18 protein-coding genes are annotated in these 19,487 nt (G+C 72.1%); 8 read left to right on the top strand and 10 right to left on the bottom strand.

What is annotated here, in order from left to right:
• Position 1 precedes the first annotated feature (1 nt).
• Together ACWEFJ_RS15520 and nadA are read right to left on the bottom strand one after the other, a co-directional pair.
• Positions 2-1,624, bottom strand: a complete 1,623-nt coding sequence (locus ACWEFJ_RS15520; RefSeq protein WP_378092751.1) for an L-aspartate oxidase — start codon at positions 1,622-1,624, stop codon at positions 2-4.
• Between the two features lie 67 nt (positions 1,625-1,691).
• Positions 1,692-2,711, bottom strand: coding sequence for a quinolinate synthase NadA (nadA, locus tag ACWEFJ_RS15515; protein ID WP_378092754.1), 1,020 nt, complete (start codon positions 2,709-2,711; stop codon positions 1,692-1,694).
• 64 nt (positions 2,712-2,775) lie between these two features.
• On the opposite strand from nadA, the gene ACWEFJ_RS15510 reads away from it, so the two are divergent.
• From ACWEFJ_RS15510 to ACWEFJ_RS15490, 5 genes are all read left to right on the top strand, one after another.
• On the top strand, positions 2,776-3,465 hold the full coding sequence (locus ACWEFJ_RS15510) for an NUDIX hydrolase (RefSeq protein WP_378092756.1): 690 nt from the start codon (positions 2,776-2,778) through the stop codon (positions 3,463-3,465).
• A complete protein-coding gene (locus ACWEFJ_RS15505; RefSeq protein WP_449714095.1) occupies positions 3,462-4,142 on the top strand; it encodes an LON peptidase substrate-binding domain-containing protein in 681 nt (226 codons plus the stop codon). Before ACWEFJ_RS15510 ends, ACWEFJ_RS15505 begins: the two co-directional genes overlap by 4 nt.
• A 30-nt stretch (positions 4,143-4,172) precedes the next feature.
• Complete coding sequence (gene aroD, locus ACWEFJ_RS15500) at positions 4,173-4,925, top strand: type I 3-dehydroquinate dehydratase (protein ID WP_378092760.1); 753 nt, start codon at positions 4,173-4,175, stop codon at positions 4,923-4,925.
• A gap of 278 nt (positions 4,926-5,203) precedes the next feature.
• Positions 5,204-6,463, top strand: a complete 1,260-nt coding sequence (locus tag ACWEFJ_RS15495; RefSeq protein WP_449714094.1) for an MFS transporter — start codon at positions 5,204-5,206, stop codon at positions 6,461-6,463.
• On the top strand, positions 6,460-7,212 hold the full coding sequence (locus ACWEFJ_RS15490) for a putative hydro-lyase (protein WP_449714093.1): 753 nt from the start codon (positions 6,460-6,462) through the stop codon (positions 7,210-7,212). The genes ACWEFJ_RS15495 and ACWEFJ_RS15490 overlap by 4 nt, the downstream gene beginning before the upstream one ends.
• 6 nt (positions 7,213-7,218) lie before the next feature.
• Here ACWEFJ_RS15490 and ACWEFJ_RS15485 read toward each other — a convergent pair whose 3' ends face one another.
• From ACWEFJ_RS15485 to bioD, 4 genes are all read right to left on the bottom strand, one after another.
• Complete coding sequence (locus ACWEFJ_RS15485) at positions 7,219-7,815, bottom strand: DUF2567 domain-containing protein (RefSeq protein WP_449714092.1); 597 nt, start codon at positions 7,813-7,815, stop codon at positions 7,219-7,221.
• A gap of 40 nt (positions 7,816-7,855) precedes the next feature.
• Positions 7,856-8,059 carry a biotin synthase auxiliary protein BsaP gene (gene bsaP, locus ACWEFJ_RS15480; RefSeq protein WP_449714091.1) on the bottom strand — a complete coding sequence of 68 codons (204 nt, stop codon included), beginning with the start codon at positions 8,057-8,059 and terminating at the stop codon, positions 7,856-7,858.
• Positions 8,056-9,072 (bottom strand): biotin synthase BioB, encoded by a 1,017-nt coding sequence (gene bioB, locus ACWEFJ_RS15475; protein WP_449714090.1) that lies wholly within the window; start codon positions 9,070-9,072, stop codon positions 8,056-8,058. Before bioB ends, bsaP begins: the two co-directional genes overlap by 4 nt.
• A 116-nt stretch (positions 9,073-9,188) precedes the next feature.
• Positions 9,189-9,905 (bottom strand): dethiobiotin synthase, encoded by a 717-nt coding sequence (gene bioD / locus ACWEFJ_RS15470; RefSeq protein WP_378092771.1) that lies wholly within the window; start codon positions 9,903-9,905, stop codon positions 9,189-9,191.
• Positions 9,906-10,092: 187 nt separating this feature from the next.
• Between bioD and ACWEFJ_RS15465 the strand changes: the two genes are divergently transcribed.
• Together ACWEFJ_RS15465 and ACWEFJ_RS15460 are read left to right on the top strand one after the other, a co-directional pair.
• A complete protein-coding gene (locus ACWEFJ_RS15465) occupies positions 10,093-10,332 on the top strand; it encodes a glutaredoxin family protein (protein ID WP_378092773.1) in 240 nt (79 codons plus the stop codon).
• A gap of 1 nt (position 10,333) precedes the next feature.
• Entirely contained in the window at positions 10,334-10,957 is a 624-nt protein-coding gene (locus tag ACWEFJ_RS15460; RefSeq protein WP_449714089.1) for a hypothetical protein, read from the top strand.
• Here ACWEFJ_RS15460 and ACWEFJ_RS15455 read toward each other — a convergent pair.
• The 3 genes from ACWEFJ_RS15455 to dnaE form a co-directional block, all read right to left on the bottom strand.
• The gene (locus ACWEFJ_RS15455; RefSeq protein ID WP_378092775.1) at positions 10,937-12,205 is read right to left on the bottom strand and encodes an adenosylmethionine--8-amino-7-oxononanoate transaminase; all 1,269 of its coding nucleotides are present in this window, start codon (positions 12,203-12,205) and stop codon (positions 10,937-10,939) included. The genes ACWEFJ_RS15460 and ACWEFJ_RS15455 overlap by 21 nt on opposite strands.
• Positions 12,192-13,424 carry a cytochrome P450 family protein gene (locus ACWEFJ_RS15450; protein WP_378092777.1) on the bottom strand — a complete coding sequence of 411 codons (1,233 nt, stop codon included), beginning with the start codon at positions 13,422-13,424 and terminating at the stop codon, positions 12,192-12,194. The genes ACWEFJ_RS15455 and ACWEFJ_RS15450 overlap by 14 nt, the downstream gene beginning before the upstream one ends.
• Positions 13,425-13,512: 88 nt before the next feature.
• Positions 13,513-17,046, bottom strand: coding sequence for a DNA polymerase III subunit alpha (dnaE, locus tag ACWEFJ_RS15445; protein WP_449714088.1), 3,534 nt, complete (start codon positions 17,044-17,046; stop codon positions 13,513-13,515).
• A 167-nt stretch (positions 17,047-17,213) separates the two neighbouring features.
• Here dnaE and ACWEFJ_RS15440 point away from each other — a divergent pair, with 167 nt between their 5' ends.
• A complete protein-coding gene (locus tag ACWEFJ_RS15440) occupies positions 17,214-18,125 on the top strand; it encodes an AsnC family protein (protein WP_378092781.1) in 912 nt (303 codons plus the stop codon).
• Positions 18,126-18,270: 145 nt separating this feature from the next.
• On the opposite strand, the gene ACWEFJ_RS15435 is transcribed toward ACWEFJ_RS15440, so the two are convergent.
• Positions 18,271-19,476, bottom strand: a complete 1,206-nt coding sequence (locus tag ACWEFJ_RS15435; RefSeq protein ID WP_378085072.1) for a multidrug effflux MFS transporter — start codon at positions 19,474-19,476, stop codon at positions 18,271-18,273.
• Positions 19,477-19,487 lie beyond the last annotated feature (11 nt).

Raw genomic sequence — 19,487 nt, 5'->3', positions numbered from 1 at the left:
TTCACGCCACTCCCCTCGCCACCGCGGGATCGGCCAGCACGGGCTGGCCGGACGGGTTGAGCCGGACCACCTGGCTGCGCTGCCCGCGCACGTCGTCCCGCTCGGTGAAATCGGTGCGCACGTGGCACCCGCGCGACTCCTCGCGCTCCGCCGCGGCCGCGATCAACGCCCGCGCGGCCACCGTGAGCGCGGCGTCCTCGACCAGCTGCCGGCTGTCCAGCACGCGGTCCGCGGTGGACAGGTCGAGCACCGAGCCGACCACGGCCAGTCCCTCGGCGTCGCGGCCGATCGCCGCGTAGCGGGACATGACGCGCTGCAACGAGTCCCGGTCCGCCACCGGCGCGGTCGGCAGGTCCACCGCGACCGCCGCGAGCGGGCGGGCCAGCACGCCCAGCGCGAGGTCCGCCGCGACCGCCTCGGCCGCGCGCGTGCCCACGACCAAGCCCTCCAGCAGGCTGTTGGAGGCCAGCCGGTTCGCGCCGTGCAAGCCGGTGCGGGCCACCTCGCCCGCCGCGTACAGGCCCGTCACCCCGGTCCGTCCGTCCACATCGGACACCACGCCGCCGCACGCGAAGTGCGCCGCGGGCGCGACCGGGATCGGGTCGGCCGCCGGGTCGACGCCCGCCGCGAGGCAGGCCGCGTGCACGGTCGGGAACCGGCGCGCGAAGTCGGAGATGCCCGTGGCATCGAGGAAGACGTGGTCGTCCACGCCGCCGGGGCCGTCGGCCATGTGCCGGGTGATCGCCGCGGCCACCACGTCGCGCGGCGCGAGGTCCGCCAGCGGGTGCACGCCGCGCATGACCCGCGCGCCGGTCGCGTCGACCAGCACCGCGCCCTCGCCGCGCACCGCCTCGGTCACCAGCGGGCAGCGGCCCCGTGCGCCGCGCCCGGTGTAGAGCACGGTCGGGTGGAACTGGACGAACTCGACGTCCGCCGCCACCGCGCCCGCGCGCAGCGCCAGCGCGAGGCCGTCGCCGGTGGCCACCTCCGGGTTCGAGGTGGCCTGGTAGAGCTGGCCGAGGCCGCCGGTGGCCAGCAGCACGGCGGGCGCGCTGAGGACGCCGGGCACGCCGTTGCCGTCCAGCACCAGCAGGCCGCACACCGCGCCGAGCGGCGTGCGCACCGCGTCCACCGCGATGTGGTCCTCCAGCAGCGGCACCCGGCCGTCGGACGCCGCGGCCAGCAGCGCCCGCTCCACCTCCGCGCCGGTCGCGTCGCCGCCCGCGTGCACCACGCGGAACGCGCTGTGCCCGCCCTCCCGCGTGCGGGCCAGCCCGCCGGTCGGCGCGGCGTCGAACACCGCGCCCCGCTCGCGCAGCCGCGTCACCGCGGCCGGGCCGTCGGCGATGATCGCCGCGACCGCGGCCTCGTCGCACAGCCCCGCGCCCGCGACCAGCGTGTCCCGCACGTGCGCGTCGACCGTGTCGCCCTCGTCGTGCTCGCCGGGCAGCACGACCGCCACGCCGCCCTGCGCCCACCGCGTGTTGCCGTCGCCGCCGGCCGCCTTGGTCACGACCAGGACCCGCAGCCCCAGCTCACGCGCGCGCAGCGCCGCCGTCAGCCCGGCCACCCCCGTGCCGACCACGAGCAGGTCGGCGCGGGCCTCCCACAGGGGCGTGCTCATGACTCCTCCTCGCCGGGGCTCGGAGAACCCGTGGGCGTGCTCGTGGCGCGCGACGGCGCCACCCCGCTCATTCGCCGCCGCCGGGCTGCCCGATCTCGATCATGCGCTGCACCGCGCCCTGCGCCCGCTTCGCGGTCTCCAGGTCGACGTGCACCTCGTCCTTGCCCTCCCGCAGCCCGCGCAGCAGCGCGGCGGGGGTGATCATCTTCATGTACCGGCACGACGCCCGGTCGTTCACCGCGCGGAAGTCGATCTCCGGCGCGGCCCGGCGCAGCTGGTGCAGCATGCCGATCTCGGTCGCCACGAGCACCGACTTCGCGCTGGTCCGCCGGGCGGCGGTGATCATGTCGCCGGTCGAGAGGATCTTCACCTTGTCGGCCGGGACGGTGCCTTCGCCCGCGAGGTAGAGCGCCGACGTGGCGCAGCCGCACTCGGGGTGGATGAACAGGTCCGCGTCCGGGTTCGCGGCCGCGCGCTCGGCCAGCTCCGGGCCGTTGATGCCGGCGTGCACGTGGCACTCGCCCGCCCAGACGTGCAGGTTCTCCCGGCCCGTCTCGCGCTTGACGTGCGCGCCGAGGAACTGGTCCGGCAGGAACAGCACCTCCCGGTCCTCCGGGATCGACCGCACCACGTCCACCGCGTTCGACGACGTGCAGCAGATGTCGGTCTCGGCCTTCACCTCGGCCGTGGTGTTGACGTAGGAGACGACGATCGCGCCGGGGTGCTCGGCCTTCCACGCGCGCAGCTGCTCGCCCGTGATCGAGTCGGCCAGCGAGCAGCCCGCCCGCTCGTCCGGGATCAGCACGGTCTTGTGCGGCGCGAGGATCTTCGCGGTCTCGGCCATGAAGTGCACGCCGCAGAACACGATGGTGGACGCGTCGCTCGCGGCCGCGATGCGGCTCAGCGCCAGCGAGTCGCCGGTGTGGTGGGCGATGTCCTGGATCTCGGGCAACTGGTAGTTGTGCGCGAGGATGACCGCGTCGCGCCGCCGGGCCAGCTCCAGCACCTCGTCGCGCCAGGCGGCGTCCGGCGCGATGCCGTCGTAGGCGCCGTCGGAGGTCCGCTCCACGTAGGCGGTGGCGACCATGGGTTCCTCCCTTGAGCCAGGTTTTCGCCTAACGGTCGAAAACGTGGCCGATAGTATCAGCCGAGTGGGACTGGCGGTACATGAGGTGCTGGCCGCGGTGCTCCAGGTGAGAGCCGGATCACTCCAGGTCATGCTGTGGGAACGTGCCCGGGAACCGCACGCCCGCCGCTGGTCGCTGCCGGGTGGCGGGCTCGGCGACGACGAGGACGTCGAGGCGTCGATCCGGCGTCAACTGGCGGAAAAAGTCGACGTGCGACAGTTGTCACACGTCGAGCAGCTGGCCGTGTTCAGCAACCCGGCGCGGGTGCCGGGGCCGCGCGTGGTCGCGACCGCGTTCCTCGGCCTGGTGCCCTCGCACATCGACCCGGTGGTGCCGGCGGACACCGCGTGGCACCCCGTGGACGCGCTCCCCCCGACCGCGTTCGACCACGAGGCGATCTGCGTCCGGGCCCGCAGCCGGCTCGCGTCGAAGCTGTCGTACACGAACCTCGGTTTCGCGCTGGCCCCGCCGGAGTTCACCATCTCCGCCCTGCGCTCGCTGTACTCGGCGGCGTTGGGCTACAAGGTCTCGGCGACGAACCTGCAACGCGTGCTGTCGCGGCGGGGGCTGCTGGAGCCGACCGGCGGGACCATGCAGTCCGGGCCGTCCGGCGGCCGGCCCGCGGCGCTGTTCCGGTTCGTGTCCGGCGAGATGCGGGTCACCGACCCGTTCGCCGTGCTGCGGCCACCCTCCACCCGTAGCTTGGGGTCGTGACCACGACGCTGCCCCTGTTCCCGCTGGGCACCGTGCTGCTGCCCGGAGCGTCCCTGCCGTTGCACGTGTTCGAGCCGCGGTACCGGCAGCTCACCGTCGACCTGGTCACGGGCGCGGTGCCGGAGCGGACGTTCGGCGTGGTGTCGATCAAGCAGGGGTGGGAGGTCGGCGCGGAGAACGTGGCGGCGCTCCACGACGTCGGCTGCACGGCCGTGCTGCGGGAGGCGCGGCGGCTGCCGGACGGCCGGTTCGACCTGACCACCCGGGGCGGCCGGCGGTTCCGGCTGCTGGACGTGGACGAGGACAGCGCGCCGTACCTGGTGGCGTCGGTGGAGTGGCTGCCGGACACGGCGGGGCCGCCGGAGGTCGAGGCGGTGCTGCCGCTGCTGGCGGAGAGCGCGCGGGCGGCGCACGGCCGGTACCGGGAGGCGGCGTTCCAGAGCGCGGGGCGGCGGCCGCCGGGGCCGGACGTGGCGGTCGCGGACCTGGCGTACGCGCTGGCGGGCGACTGCCTGCTGACGATGGAGGACCGGCAGCGGCTGCTGGAGGAGACCTCGCCCGCCCGGCGGCTGCGCCTGGTGCGGAAAGTGCTGCACCGCGAGGCGGGCATTCTGGACGCGTTGAGCGCCGTGCCCGCGCCGTTGTCGGAATTGGGCCACCTGCCTCATCGCAACTGACCTGTTCGGCCGTCGGTGTACGATCCGGGAATGAGCACCATGCGCGCGCTGGTCGACGGCGGTGTCCCCCTCGTCGCGGTGAGCTTCGACGACCACGAGAGCGCGCGTGCGGCGGCGGAAGCCCGTTCCCTCGGGGTGGACGTGGCCGAATTGCGCATCGACCGGTTCGCCCGGACCGACGTCGACCACGTGCGCGAGCAGGTGCGCGCGTTCTCGGGGTTGCCGGTGCTGGCGACCGTGCGCTCGGCGGCCGAGGGCGGCGGTTGGACCGGGTCGGAGGAGGCGCGGCTCGAGGTGTTCCGCGCGGTCGCGCCGCTGGTGGACGCGGTGGACGTCGAGTTGTCGTCCGGCGCGATCCTGGCCGACGTGATCGCCGCGGCGCGGGCGCACGACACGCTGGTGATCGTGTCGTACCACAATTTCGACCACACCCCGGACGGGGCGGAACTCGCCGAGGTCGCGCGTGCCGCGAAAGAGGCCGGCGCGGATGTGGTGAAGATTTCCACGATGGCGAACTCGAACGCGGACCTGAAAGTCCTCGCGTCATTGTTGGTGAATGCGGACGACGATTCGAAAATGATCGTGATCGCGATGGGCGAGATCGGCACGGCGTCCCGCATCTTCTTCCCGGCGCTCGGTTCGCTGGTGACTTACACGTTCATCGGGCACCAGCCCACGTCGGGTCAGCTCGACTTCGCCGAGACGTTCCGGCTCATGCGCCGGTTCCACCCGGCGTACGACCGGCGCAAGAGCGCCGAGCCGGAGCCGAGCGCGACCGCCTGACCGGCGTCACCCCCGTGCCGCACGTCCCGCCACGACCGGAGCGTGCGCTTCGGCGTGCCCCGAGCGTTGAACTCGGGGGTCCTGAACGTAGGACTCTCAGGTCCTGAACGTAGGACTCTCAGGTCCTGAACGTAGGACTCACGCGTTCTGAACGTAGGACACGCGTGTTCTGGAGGTAGGACACGCGAGGGTCGCTCGATTGCAGTATCGTGGGATTGTTCAACAATCCTCTACGGTGTGGGGCACGGCACACCCACACCAGCGAGGTGATCAGCGACATGAGCACCACGGACACCGACACCGCGAGGGGCGGACCGCTCGCCTGGTTCCACTCGCTCGGCCGCGACGGCAAGCGGGCCTTCGTCGGCGCGTTCGGCGGCTACGGCCTCGACGCGTACGACTTCCAGGTCCTGCCCCTGGCCCTGTTCGCCATCACCGCCCACTTCGGCCTCACCACGGGCCAGGCGGGCCTGCTCAACACCGTCACCCTGGTCGTGTCCGCCCTCGGCGGCGCGATCGCGGGCATCCTCGCGGACCGCGTCGGCCGCGTCCGCACGCTCATGGTCACGGTCGCCACCTACGCCGTCTTCACCGTCCTGTGCGGCTTCGCCACCAGCTACGAGACGCTGCTGGTCTTCCGCGCGTTGCAGGGCCTGGGCTTCGGCGGCGAGTGGGCGGCGGGCGCGATCCTGGTCGCCGAGTACTGCAAGCCGCGGTACCGGGGCCGGACGGTCGCGTTCATCCAGAGCTCGTGGGCCGTCGGCTGGGGCCTGAGCGTGGTCGTCTACACCGCCGTGTTCAGCTTCCTGCCGCAGGACGTCGCCTGGCGCGTGCTGTTCTGGACCGGCGCGATCCCCGCGCTCCTCGTGTTCTACGTCCGCCGCAACGTCAAGGACGCGCCGAAGGCCGAGCGGGCGTTGGGCGCGAACCCGCGCAAGGGCAGCTTCGGGGCGGTCTTCCGGGGCGGGCTCGGCCGCACCACGCTGTTCGCCGCGCTGCTGGCCACCGGCGTGCAGGGCGGCTACTACACCCTCGCCGTCTGGGTGCCCACGTTCCTCAAGACCGAGCGCGGGCTCAGCGTCGTCGGCACCGGCGGTTACCTGGCCCTGCTCATCGGCGGCGCGTTCACCGGTTACGTCACCGGCGGCTACCTGACCGACCTGCTGGGGCGCAAGCGCACGTTCACCCTGTTCGCCGTGCTCAGCGCCATCCTCATCGTGCTGTTCACCCAGGTCCCGCCCGGTGCGAACGGCCTGATCCTGCTGGTCACGTTCCCGCTCGGGTTCACCACGTCGGCGATCTTCAGCGGCTTCGGCTCCTTCCTCGCCGAGCTGTACCCGACCGAGCTGCGCGGCACCGGCCAGGGCTTCACCTACAACTTCGGCCGCGCGGTCGGCGCGTCCTTCCCGGCCCTGGTGGGATTCCTGGCGGACGGCATCGGCGTGGGCGGCGCGATGATCTTCGGCGCGCTCGGCTACGGCGTCGCCGTCGTCGCGCTGCTGGGCCTGCCCGAGACGAAGGGGGTGGAGCTGCGATGACCCCGGAACAGGTGCGCCGCGGCCACCGGGGGCCGACGGCCGGCCTCGCGGACGGCTACGCCCAGGCCAACCTCGTCGCGGTCCCCGCGGACTGGGCCTACGACGTGCTGCTGTTCGCCCAGCGCAACCCCAAGCCGTGCCCGGTGCTGGACGTCACCGACGCCGGTGACACCACGACGGTGCTGGCGCGCGACGCCGACCTGAGGCGCGACCTGCCCCGCTACCGGGTCTGGGAGCACGGCGAGCTGGTCGACGAGCCCACCGACGCGTCCTCGCACTGGCGCGACGACCTGGTCGCGTTCCTCATCGGGTGCAGCTTCACGTTCGAGTCCGCGTTGAAGCAGGCGCACGTCCCGCTGCGGCACGTCGAGCAGGGGCGCAACGTGCCGATGTACGTCACCGACCGCGAGTGCCGCCCGGCGGGCCGCCTGCACGGGCCGGTGGTGGTGTCGATGCGGTACGTCCCGGCCGACCTGGTCGGGACCGCCCGGGAGGTCACCGCCCGGATGCCCGCGGTGCACGGCGCGCCGGTGCACGTGGGCGACCCCGCCGCGCTCGGCATCGCGGACCTGGACCGGCCGGACTTCGGCGACCGCACCGAACCGCACGCGGGCGACGTGCCGGTGTTCTGGGCGTGCGGCGTCACGCCGCAGGCGGCGGTGATGGCCTCGAAACCACCGTTCGCGATCACCCACGCGCCGGGGCACATGTTCGTCACGGACGTGCCCGACTCGGCCTACCGGGTCTGAGCCGGGCTACCCCAGCCGTCGACCGAGGTCGTCCAGGCCGTTCCACGCGGCCAGGCAGCCGTAGGCCAGCGCCGTGCCCAGGGGCCACGCCAGCACGCCCCACCACGTCTCCAGCACCGGGGCCAGGGCGAGGACGTCACCCACCCGGGGCGCGGTGTCGACGGCGTACCGGCCGGCCGCCGCGCCGGTGCCGGTGAGCTGCGCCAGGTAGGCCGCCACGGCCGCGCCGAGCGTGGCCGCGAGCATCACCACCGGTCCCCGCCGCTCCCGCAGCATCCACACCGCGATGCCGGTGAGCAGCCCGGCGCCCAACCCCATCAGCACGAACACCATCAGCCCGTCGAGCCGGTGGTAGCTCTCGCCGGTGACCGCGATCATCGACCCGTCCTGCTGCGCCACCACGTTCTGCGGCGGCGCGAGCCACGCCCACAGCCACCCCACGGGCAACCCGAACAACGAGATCGCGGACAGCACGGAGAACGCGGGCAGCAGGTCGCGCTTCACCACCACGCGCGGCCGTTGCGCCACGTAGTAGTACTCGAACGCCGGCGCGGGTGGCACCCGAACGGGCGTCGCCCGCTCGTCCACCGGTTGCTCCGCCACCCGACGACCTCCCTGCACCCGTGACCCGACGCAGGGCAGGTTACCGCGCGGAGGTGATCTCGCCGTGACGGCTGCACGTGGCCGTCCACCCGCTGGGGGTCACCTGCACCACCATCCGGCGCGCGCACTCGGCGCAGAACCGCGGCGGGTCGATCACGCCGAGCCGCGACGCGCACGCGGCGTGATCGGCCCCGTCCCGCTCCTTGCCGCAGAACCCGCAGTACGCCGGCGCTCCGCCCGTCACAGCGCCTTGCCCAGTTCCTTGATCGGCATCGACAGCTCGGTCAGCATGTCCAGGTCGTCCTGGGCCGGGCGGCCGAGGTTGGTCAGGTAGTTGCCGACGATGATCGCGTTGACGCCGCCCAGCATGCCCTGTTTCGCGCCGAGGTCGCCGAGGGTCAGCTCGCGGCCGCCCGCGAAGCGCAGGATCGTGCGCGGCAGGGCGAGCCGGAACGCGCCGACCGTCCGCAGCGCGTCGGGGCCCTCGACCACCGGGTAGTTCTCGTAGGGCGTGCCGGGGTTGGGGATGAGGAAGTTCAGCGGCACCTCGTCGGGCTCCAGTTCCGCGAGCTGCACGGCGAACTCGGCGCGCTGCGCCGGCGTCTCCCCCATGCCGATGATGCCGCCGCAGCAGACCTCCATGCCGGCCGCGCGGACCATCGTCAGCGTGTCCCAGCGCTCCTCCCACGAGTGCGTGGTGACCACGTTCGGGAAGTGCGAGCGCGCCGTCTCCAGGTTGTGGTTGTAGCGGTGCACGCCCATGTCCACCAGCTCGTCCACCTGCTCCTGCGTGAGCATGCCGAGCGAGCAGGCGATCTGGATGTCGTTGCCGTCCTCGCGGATGGCCTTGATGCCGTCGCGCACCTGCGACAGCAGCCGCTTGTCCGGCCCGCGCACGGCGGCGACGATGCAGAACTCGGTCGCGCCGGTCTCCGCGGTCTGCCGGGCCGCCCTCACCAGGCCGGGGATGTCCAGCCACGCCGAGCGCACCGGGGACGGGAACTGGCCGGACTGCGAGCAGAAGTGGCAGTCCTCGGGGCAGCCGCCGGTCTTGAGCGAGACGATGCCCTCGACCTCGACCTCCGGTCCGCACCAGCGCATCCGGACCGCGTGGGCCAGCTCCAGCAGCTCCGGGATCCGCTCGTCGGGCAGCCGCAGCACCTCCAGGACCTGCTCCTCGGACAGCCCGACGCCCCGCTCCAGCACCTGCTCGCGGGCGACGCCCAGGACATCGACCTGTTCGGGGGCTGCGGTCACGGCTTCTCCTCGTCGACTCCGGCGGTGGTCCGCCGAGCAGTCTGCCGCACCGACCCGGACGCGCCCCAGCGATGTGCGTCACTGGCCGCGGTGGACAACCCGGTCGGCGTACCGCGTCAACAGGTGTGCGGCGCGGCGAACTTCTCCGGGTCGAACGTGCCGCCGAACCACGGCGACAGCCCTTCCCGGGCCGCGGCGAGGAACTCGGCCCGACCCAGCGCCGCCGCGCCGTCCGGAAGCACGCCCAGCAGCGGCGCGCCCGCGGCCTCGGGCAGGTCCACCAGGTTCGTGCGCGAGGCCAGGTCGGGCTCGGCGGGCCAGCGGCCGACGACCACGCCCACGGACTCCAGGCCCCGGCGGAGCAGCGCCTCGGCGGTCAGCGCGGTCGTGTTCAACGTGCCCAGGCCGGCGTGCGCGACCACGAGCACCGGCGCGTTGAGCGCCCAGGCCGCGTCGGCGATGGTCGAGCCCGCGTCGTCGAACCGGACCAGCAGCCCGCCCGCGCCCTCGACCAGCACGAGGTCGTGCGTCTCGTCCAGGGCCACGGCCGCCGAGGCGACCTGGCTGGGGTGCACGGTCGGCAGCCCGGACCGGCGGGCGGCCGTGGCGGGCGCCAGCGGGTCGGGGTAGCGGCGCAGCTCCCGCGTGGTGACGGGGCCCGCGAGGCGGACCACTTCGGCGAGGTCGCCCGGCTCGCCGTCGGCGACACCGGTCTGGGCGGGCTTGAGCACGGCGACCCGTCGACCGTCGGCCGAGGCCAGGGCCGCCAGGGCGGCGACGACCACGGTCTTGCCGACCTCGGTGCCCGTGCCGGTGATCACGAGGACGCTCACGGGCACTCACCCTAAGCCTGTGCGGAGCGTCGCGGGTCCCGCTGTGTCGCAGTCACCACTACGAGTGAGCGAAAGGGCCACGGTCGGGGCGGTGCGGCGGCCGAAGGGGTGCCTGCGGGACGGCGAAGTGCGGCCGCTCGACCGATGCGCGGACCGTAACGGGCTTTCGCGTTCTACAGTCACCTGCATGAGTGAGATCGTTCTCTACGGCGCGGACTGGTGCGGCGACTGCCGGCGGGCGAAGGCGTGGCTGCGCGAGCACGAGGTGCCGTTCACCGAGATCGACGTCGAGCAGGACGACGCGGCGCGCGACCGGGCCGTCGAGTTCGCCGGCGGGCGCAAGAACATCCCCGTGGTCGTGCTGCCCGACGGCCGCGTCCTGGTGGAGCCCACCAACACCGAGCTGGCGGCGGCGGTCGAGCGCTGACGTGGGCAAGAAGGGCAGGCGCAAGCGTCGCCAACAGATCACGCAGCGCACCCGCGACAACGCCTCGATCCGCGCCGCCGAGGCGGTGCAGCGGAAGGGCTGGTTCCAGCGGCAGAGCGGCGGCGTGCAGACCCTGGTCATCCTGGGCGGCATCGCCGGCGTGGTGCTCGGGCACGTCCTGCTGTGGGGCACCGTGTTCCCGGCCGTCGGCGAGGTGGTCGGCCGGGTGCCGGTCGTGTCGACGGTGACCGGGTGGCTGTTCGGCGGCGGCGCGTTCATGGCGTGGGGCGTGTTCGCCCTCAACCTGGACGTCGCGCGACCGGAGACGGTCGCGCGGCTGCGGACGATCGCCTGGGTGTGGACCGCGGTCGCGGCGCTGTGCGTCCCGACCGGCTACGCCAACGGCATCAGCCTGCCGGTGGACTTCTGGGCCGGGGTGTACGCGAGCGCGTACGGCGTGATCGCCACGCCGCTGGTCCTGGGCGTGGTCGCGCTGTTCTGGTGGCTGCTGGTCACCAAACTCGCGGGGCGCAAGGACGGACCCGGCCACCAGGCCGTCGGCTGGATCTGCGTCGGTTACGCGACGCTCCTGCTCGTGTGGGGCTCAACCCTGCTGCGCCTGTGACGCCTCGGCCGCGGCCACCACGGCGGCGGCGATCGCGGCCACGTCGTCGTCCGTGCTGACGAACGGCGGCATGGTGTAGATCAGGTCGCGGAACGGCCGCAGCCACACGCCGTGCGCGACGGCCGCCGCGGTGGCGGCGGCGACGTCCACCGGGTGGTCGAGCTGCACCACGCCGATCGCGCCGAGCACCCGCACGTCGCCGGGCGCCCCCGCGAGGCCCGACCGCAGCCCCGCCTCGATCCGCCGCACGGACCCCCGCCAGTCCTGCGACAGCAGCAGGTCGGTGGAGGCCAGCGCCACCGCCGAGGCCAGCGGGTTGCCCATGAACGTCGGCCCGTGCGCCAGCACCGGCACCTCGCCGCGCGAGATGCCGTCGGCCACCCGCGCCGTGCACAGGGTCGCGGCCATCGACAGGTACCCGCCGGTCAGCGCCTTGCCCACGCACATGATGTCCGGGCTGATCCCGGCGTGGTCGGCGGCGAACAGCTCGCCGGTGCGGCCGAAGCCGGTGGCGATCTCGTCGAAGATCAGCAGCACGTCGTGGGCCAGCGTCAGCTCGCGCAGCACGTGCAGGTAGCGCGGGTCGTGGAAACGCATCCCGCCCGCGCCCTGCACCACCGGCTCCACGATGACGGCGGCCAGCTCGTCGGCGTGCGCCTCGACGAGGTCCGCCAGCCGCTGCACGTACGCGGTGTCCAGGTCGCGCGGGGGCGCGGGGGCGAACACCTGCTCCGGCAGCACGCCGCGCCACAGCGAGTGCATCCCGCCCTCCGGGTCGCACACGGACATCGGCTGGAACGTGTCGCCGTGGTAGCCGCCGCGCCAGGTCAGCAGCCGCCGCTTGGCCGGCCGCCCCCGCGAGCGCCAGTGCTGCAGCGCCATCTTGACCGCGACCTCGACCGACACCGACCCGGAGTCGCACAGGAACACGTGCCGCAACGGCTCGGGCGTGATCTCCACCAGCCGCGCGGCCAGGGCGACCGCGGGCTCGTGGGTCAGGCCGCCGAACATGACGTGGCTCATCCTGCCGAGCTGGTCGCGCACCGCGGCGTCCAGCACGGGGTGCCGGTAGCCGTGGATCGCGGCCCACCACGACGACATGCCGTCGACCAGCTCGCGCCCGTCGTCCAGCCGGAGCCGGACACCCTCGGCCGAGGAGACCACCAGCGGCTCGTGGGTGCCCGGCATCGGGCCGTACGGGTGCCAGACGTGCGCCCGGTCCAGCTTCAGCAGCTCATCGCGATCCACGGGGCGTCAGGCTAACCGGCAGCGACGCCAGGCCGCGGATGAGCGTGCCCGGCCGCCACCGCAGGTCGTCCGGCTCGGCGGTCAGGGCCACGTCGAACCGGTCCAGCAGCCGCCCGATCGCGATCTCGCCCTCCATCCGGGCCAGCGGCGCGCCCAGGCAGTAGTGGATGCCGTGCCCGAACGCGAGGTGCCCGGTGGCCTGCCGGGTGATGTCGAACCGGTCGGGGTCCGGGAACCGGGCCCCGTCGCGGTTCGCGGCGGCCAGCGACACGACCACCACGCTGTCCTTGGGGATGACCACGTCGCCCAGCTCCACGTCCTCGTCGGTGTAGCGGAACGTGGCCTGGTTGACCGGGCTCTCGAAGCGCAGCACCTCCTCCACCGCGCCGGGCAGCAACGTCCGGTCGGCGCGCAGCTCCTCCAGCTGCGCCGGGTCGCGCAGCAGGTGGAACACGCCGTTCGCGATCAGGTTGACCGTGGTCTCGTGCCCGGCGACCAGGAGCAGGAACGCCATGGCGATCAGCTCCATCCGGTCCAGCCGGTCGCCGTCCTCGTCGGCCTGCACGAGCGCGGAGAAGAAGTCGTCACCGGGCGCGACGCGCTTCTGCTCGACCAGCTCCTGCAGGTAGGCCGCCATCCGGCCGCCCGCCTCCTGGATCACGCCGGGCTCCGAGCCGGCGCCGCTCACCAGCACGTTCGACCACGCGCGGAACTCGTCGCGCCGGTCCAGCGGCACGTCGAGCATCTCGCAGATGACCGTGATGGGCAGCGGGAACGCCAGCGCGTCGACCAGGTCGACGTCGCCCTTCTCCCCCGCCTCGTCCAGGAGCCGGTCGGTGATCTCCGCGATGCGCGGCCGCAGCTGCTCGACCCGCCGGGCGGTGAACGCCTTCGTGACCAGCTTGCGCAACCGGGTGTGGTGCGGCGGGTCCATGTTCAGCATGTGCTGGACCAGGGCCTCCTCGAACTTCGTCGGCTCGTTGCCCGCCAGCTGGTTGGCCGCCACGACCTCCGGGAAGCGGTCATAGTGCTTCCGGAAGCGCGCGTCGGCCAGCGCGACCCTGGCCTCCTCGTACCGGGTGACCAGCCACGCCCTCGTGCCGCGCGGCAGCACGATCGGGCTCGCCGCCGCCTGCTCGCGCAGCCGGGCGTGGTAGGCGTGCGGGTCGGCGAAGTACTCCTCGCCCAGCACGTCGAGACCGGCGATCTGCTCCCCCAAGGGAATCCCCTCCTCGTTTGAGTTAACCCTGTTCACTCAAACGATCCGAGACCCCCTCGTGTCCCCGATCCCGCCCTCTGTCACCCGATCAGCCCAAGCACCCCGGTCCGAGCAGAGCCTTCAAATCCCCCATAAGGGACGGGGTGGGAGTAACCCGAAGGGCGTCGTCCAGCTTCAGCACCGTGTTGCGGCTGCTGTTGATGATCAGGTTCAGGTGGACCTCGGTCGTGCCCGGGTGGGCCGAGAGGACCTCCTTGAGCGAGGTGACGAGCTTCGGGTCGCAGCGCGAGGCCGACACCTTCAGCTTCAGCGCCTGCGCGCCCAGCTCCGACAGGTCCGGCACGACCAGGTCGTTGGCGATCAGCGAGATCCGGTCCTCCCGCTTGGCCACGCGCGCCTTGACCAGCACGATCGCGTCCTCGGCCACCGACATGCCGTGGACCATGTAGCTCTTGGGGAAGAACAGCACCTCGATGCCACCGGCCAGGTCCTCCAGCTGCGCGGACGCCCACGGCTCGCCGTTCTTGTTCACCCGGCGGGTGACCGAGGCGAGGATGCCGCCCAGCGTGACCTGCGTGCCGTCCGGCACGTCGCCTTCCAGGATGCGCGGGATCGTGGTGTCGGAGTAGGAGCTGAGCACCTGCTCCACGCCGTTCAGCGGGTGGCCGGACACGTACAGGCCCAGCATCTCGCGCTCCAGCGTGAGCTGGTGCTTGGCCTCCCAGTGCTCGTCCGGGATCTTGACGTCGAACACCGAGACGCCCTCGCCGTCACCGCCGCCGTCGCCGAAGAGGTCGAACTGGCCGCGCGCCTCTTCCTTCTTCGTCAGCATGATCGCGTCGACCGCCTCGACGTGGACCATGTGCAGGCCCTTGCGCGGGTGGCCGAGCGAGTCGAACGCGCCCGCCTTGATCAGCGATTCGACGACCTTCTTGTTGCACGCCTGCACGTCGACCTTGCGCAGGAAGTCGGAGAAGTCGGCGAACTTCCCCTTCTCCTTGCGGGTCTTGATGATCGCGTCGACCACGTTCGCGCCGACGTTGCGGATAGCGCCCAGGCCGAACCGGATGTCGTCGCCGACCGCGACGAACTCCCGCTCCGACTCGTTGACGTCCGGCGGCAGCACGGTGATGCCCATCCGGCGGCACTCGGCCAGGTAGACGGCCGACTTGTCCTTGTTGTCCGAGTTCGTGGTCAGCAGGGCCGCCATGTACTCGCCGGGGTAGTTCGCCTTGAGGTAGGCGGTCCAGTACGCGATCAGGCCGTAGGCGGCGGAGTGCGCCTTGTTGAACGCGTAGTCGGCGAACGGGACCAGGATGTCCCACAGGGTCTTGATGGCCTCCGGCGAGTAGCCGTTGTCCAGCATGCCCTTCTCGAAGCCGGTGAACTCCTTGTCGAGGATCTCCTTCTTCTTCTTGCCCATCGCGCGGCGGAGCAGGTCCGCTTGGGCCAGCGAGTAGCCCGCCACCTTCCGCGCGATCGCCATGACCTGCTCCTGGTACACGATCAGGCCGTACGTCGTGTCCAGGATCTCCGCCAGGGGCTCCTCCAGCTCCGGGTGGATCGGCACGATCTCCTGCTGCTTGTTCTTGCGCAGCGCGTAGTTCGTGTGCGAGTTCGCGCCCATCGGGCCCGGCCGGTAGAGCGCGATGACGGCCGAGACGTCCTCGAAGTTGTCCGGGCGCATCAGCCGCAGCAGGTCCCGCAGGGCCCCGCCGTCGAGCTGGAACACGCCCAGGGTGTCGCCGCGGCCCAGCAGCTCGTAGGTCTTCTTGTCGTCCAGCGGCACGGACGAGATGTCGATCTTGCCCTTGCCGTTCAGCTCGATGTTCTTCAGCGCGTCGTCGATCGTGGTGAGGTTGCTCAGGCCCAGGAAGTCCATCTTCAGCAGGCCGAGCGTCTCGCACGTCGGGTAGTCGAACTGGGTGATGATCGAGCCGTCCTGCGGGCGCATCCAGACCGGGATGTGGTCCATCAGCGGCTCCGCGGACATGATCACCGCGCAGGCGTGCACGCCCGCGTTGCGGATCAGGCCCTCCAGGCCGCGGCCGGTGTCGATGATCTCCTTGACCTGCGGGTCCGTCTCGTACAGCGCCCGGACCTCGGCCGCCTCGGAGTAGCGCTTGTGCGACGGGTCGAACACGCCCGCCAGCGGGATGTCCTTGCCCATCACGGCGGGCGGCATGGCCTTGGAGATGCGGTCGGCCACGGCGTAGCCCGGCTGCCCGTACAGCACGCGGGCGGAGTCCTTGATCGCCGCCTTCGCCTTGATCGTGCCGAACGTGATGACCTGGGCGACCTTGTCGACGCCCCACTTCTCGGTGACGTACCGGATCACGTCACCGCGCCGGCGCTCGTCGAAGTCGATGTCGATGTCGGGCGGGCTGACGCGGTCCGGGTTGAGGAACCGCTCGAAGATCAGGCCGTGGGCCAGCGGGTCGAGATCGGTGATGCCCATCGCGTAGGCGATCAGCGCGCCCGCGGCCGAGCCGCGGCCGGGGCCGACGCGGATGCCGTTGGACTTCGCCCAGTTGATGAAGTCGGCCACCACCAGGAAGTAGGACGGGAAGCCCATCTGGAGGATGACGTCGATCTCGAACTCGACCTGCTGCCGGTGCACCTCGTCCACGCCGTCCGGGAACCGGCGGCGCATGCCCGCCCAGACCTCCTCGCGGAAGTACTCGGCCTCGGACTTGCCGTCCGGGGTCGGGTAGCGCGGCATCAGGTTCTGGAACGCGAACATGCCGGTCGTGTCGACCTTCTCGGCCACCAGCAGGGTGTTGCGGCACCCCTCCTGCCAGGCGTCGGAGGAGTCGATCGCGCGCATCTCCTCCGGCGACTTCAGGTAGTAGCCCGTGCCGTCGAACTTGAACCGGCTCGGGTCCTGCAGCGTCTTGCCGGTCTGCACGCACAGCAGCGCCTCGTGCGCCTCGCGGTCCTCGGCGTAGGTGTAGTGCGAGTCGTTGGTCACCACGAACGGGATGGCGAGCTTCTTGGCGATCTCCAGCAGACCGCCCCGGACTCGGCTCTCGATCTCGATGCCGTGGTCCATCAGCTCGACGAAGAAGTTGTCCGCGCCGTAGATGTCGCGCCACTTCGCGGCGGCCTCCAGGGCCTCCCTCTCGTGGCCGAGGCGGAGCCGGGTCTGCACCTCGCCGGACGGGCAGCCGGTGGTCGCCATGAGGCCCGCCGAGTGCTCGGCGATCAGCTCGGCGTCCATCCGCGGCCACTTGCCCAGCTGGCCCTCGGTGGACGCCTTGCTGGACAGCTTCATCAGGTTGTGCAGGCCCTCGTTGGTGCGGGCCCAGATCGTCTGGTGGGTGTACGCGCCGCTGGCGGAGACGTCGTCGGCCTTCTGGCCGGGGTCGCCCCACAGCACGCGCTTCTTGTTGAAGCGCGAGTCCGGCGCCATGTACGCCTCGATGCCGATGACCGGCTTGATGCCCGCGGCGGTCGCCTGCTTGTAGAAGTCGTACGCGCCGTACATGTTGCCGTGGTCGGTGATCGCGGCCGCGGGCATGCCCATCCGCTCGCACTCGGCGAACATGTCCTTCAGCTTGGCCGCGCCGTCGAGCATCGAGTACTCGGTGTGCACGTGGAGGTGCACAAACGAGTCGGACACCCAAACCCCCCTGAAGATCGCAGCGGGCCCGGGACTGGCGCTCGGGCAGAGACCCGCCGACCCTACAACGCACGAAGATCACCGACCACGACCGGGGCTTGATCGTGTCGTGACGTCCCGGCGGGTCAATGGGGCGCGGGAGTTGCCGGGCGGGTAGCGTTCAAGGTGTGGTAGCGCCGGACCCCGTCGACGCCCGTCTCCTGGCCATGATCGCCGAGATGGGCCGTGCCGCCGTGCACGAGGTGGCCGCACGGCTGGGCATGGACCCGCGGGAGGCCGCCACCCGGCTGATCACGTTGTCCGGCAGCGGGTTGCCGCTGCTCGTGGGCGTGGAGTGCGACCCGAACGGCATCCGCAAGGCGCTGGCCAACAGCGTGGCGTGGGGCAACTACTCGGGGCCCGGCGGGCAGGCCGTCCGCGGCACGCCGAGCGGTCCGTACCCGCCCGTGCAGGGCACGCCGTCCGGCTCCTACCCCGGCCACCCGGTCCCGCAGGGTCCGCCGAGCACGCCGTTCCCGGCGCAGCCGCACTCCGGGCCGCAGCCCGTGCCGACGGGGCCGCCGTCCGGGCCGGTGCGCGTGCCGGAGCCGATGAGCACGTGGGGCGTGCCGGGCACGTCCGGGTGGGCGCGGGGCGACCAGGCGCCGGCCCCGCGGTCGCGCACGGGCAAGATCGGCAGCACGCTGGAGACCGAGGGCCTGGAGGGGGCGCGGTTCACGATCCAGCTGGTCGAGGTGGTCGACCCGGCGGATTTCCTGTTCACCGCGGCCGGGTACAAGCTGGCGGCCGGCGAGCGGGCCGTGGTCGTGCACACGGAGCTGTCGAACATCGGCCAGGTGCCGTTCAACGCCCTGCCGGACATGTACCTCGTGCTGATGACCAACAAGGGCGAGACGGTGAGCAAGGCCCCGGTGTCGCTGTCGTCCCGGCCGCCGCACAAGATCGGCGTGCAACCGGGCGAGACCGCCGGCGGCCACACCGTCTACGTGCTGCCCGAGGACACCGTGATCTTCTCCGTCCGCTGGAGCGCCCGCCCCGAAACCGACCTGAACACCCTGGTCTGGACCATCGACGACTAACGCGCGTGTCCTACGTTCGGAACGCGCGTGTCCTACGTTCGCGTACCCCGAGTTGAACGTTCAGGACGACCGGACCTTGTTCTGAACGTTCAACTCGGGTGTTCCGAACGTAGGACACGCGCGACGCGGACGTAGGACACGCCGGTTAGCGGGTTGGGGTGGGGTCGCGGGTGATGCCCAGGTCGCCCCTGGTCAGGGTGAGGAAGGTCAGCAGGGCCAGGAAGGTGGAGGCGGCCATCACGGTCACCATCGGCAGGACGCTGGCCGAGCCGCCGGCGCCGACCAGCGGGGCCATCAGGCCGCCCACCAGGAACGTCGTCACCCCCAGCACGGCGGACGCGCTGCCCGCGGCCTCCGGGTGCCGGGCCATCGCCAGCGAACCGGCGTTCGGCATGAGCAGTCCCACGCTCATCGTCAGCACGAACAACGGCGGCAGGAACGTGGCCAGCCCACCGCCCACCAGCCCGCCGACCAGCAGCCCCGCCCCGCCGGTCGCCGCACCCACCAGCCCGATCGTGAGCAGCGGCCGCGGCATGATCCGCCCGGTCAGCCGGGTGTTGAGCACCCCGGCCAGCACGATCGCCACCGAGTTCGCGCCGAACACCAGGCTGAACTGCTGCGGCGACAGCCCGTACACGCCCTGGAGCACGAACGACGCCCCCGCCACGTACCCGAACAGCGCCCCGAGCGCCAACGCCGACGCGACCGCGTAGCCGACGAACTTCCGGTCGGCCAGCAGCCCGCCGAACACCTTGAGCGTGAGCAGCAGGTTCGCCGGGCGCCGCCGGTGCCGCGGCAACGTCTCCGGCAGGCCGAACACCAGCGCGACCAGCAGCGCCGCCCCGATCAGGGCGAGCGCGACGAACGTCCCGCGCCAGCTGGTGAACCGCAGCAGCTGACCGCCCAGCACCGGCGCGACCACCGGCCCCAGGCTGTTGACCAGCATGATCAACGACATGAACCGCGCCATCGCCAGTCCCTCGAACCGGTCGCGCGCCACCGCCATCGCGATCACGAACCCCGACGCCACGCCGAGCCCTTGGAGCAGCCGCAACCCCGACAGCGCGAGCGCGCTGGGCGCGACGGCGCAGACCAGCGAGATCACCACGTAGCTGCCGATGCCCACCAGCAACGGCCGGCGCCTGCCCCACGAGTCCGACAGCGGACCCACCACCAGCTGCCCGGCCGACAGGCCCAGGATGAACGTGGTCAGCGAGAGCTGGATCTCCGACTCGGTCGAGCCGAACTCCGCGGCGATGCCCGGGAACGCGGGCAGGTACGCGTCGATCGAGAGCGGTCCGAGCAGGCACAAGGTGCCCAGGAGCGCCACCAGCCGGGCCCTGTTGTCCATCCGCCACCCCC

Source organism: Actinosynnema sp. NPDC004786 (genome assembly GCF_053601135.1).
The sequence above is the reverse complement of the archived record's forward strand: the minus strand, read 5'-3'. Positions and strand labels throughout refer to the sequence as shown.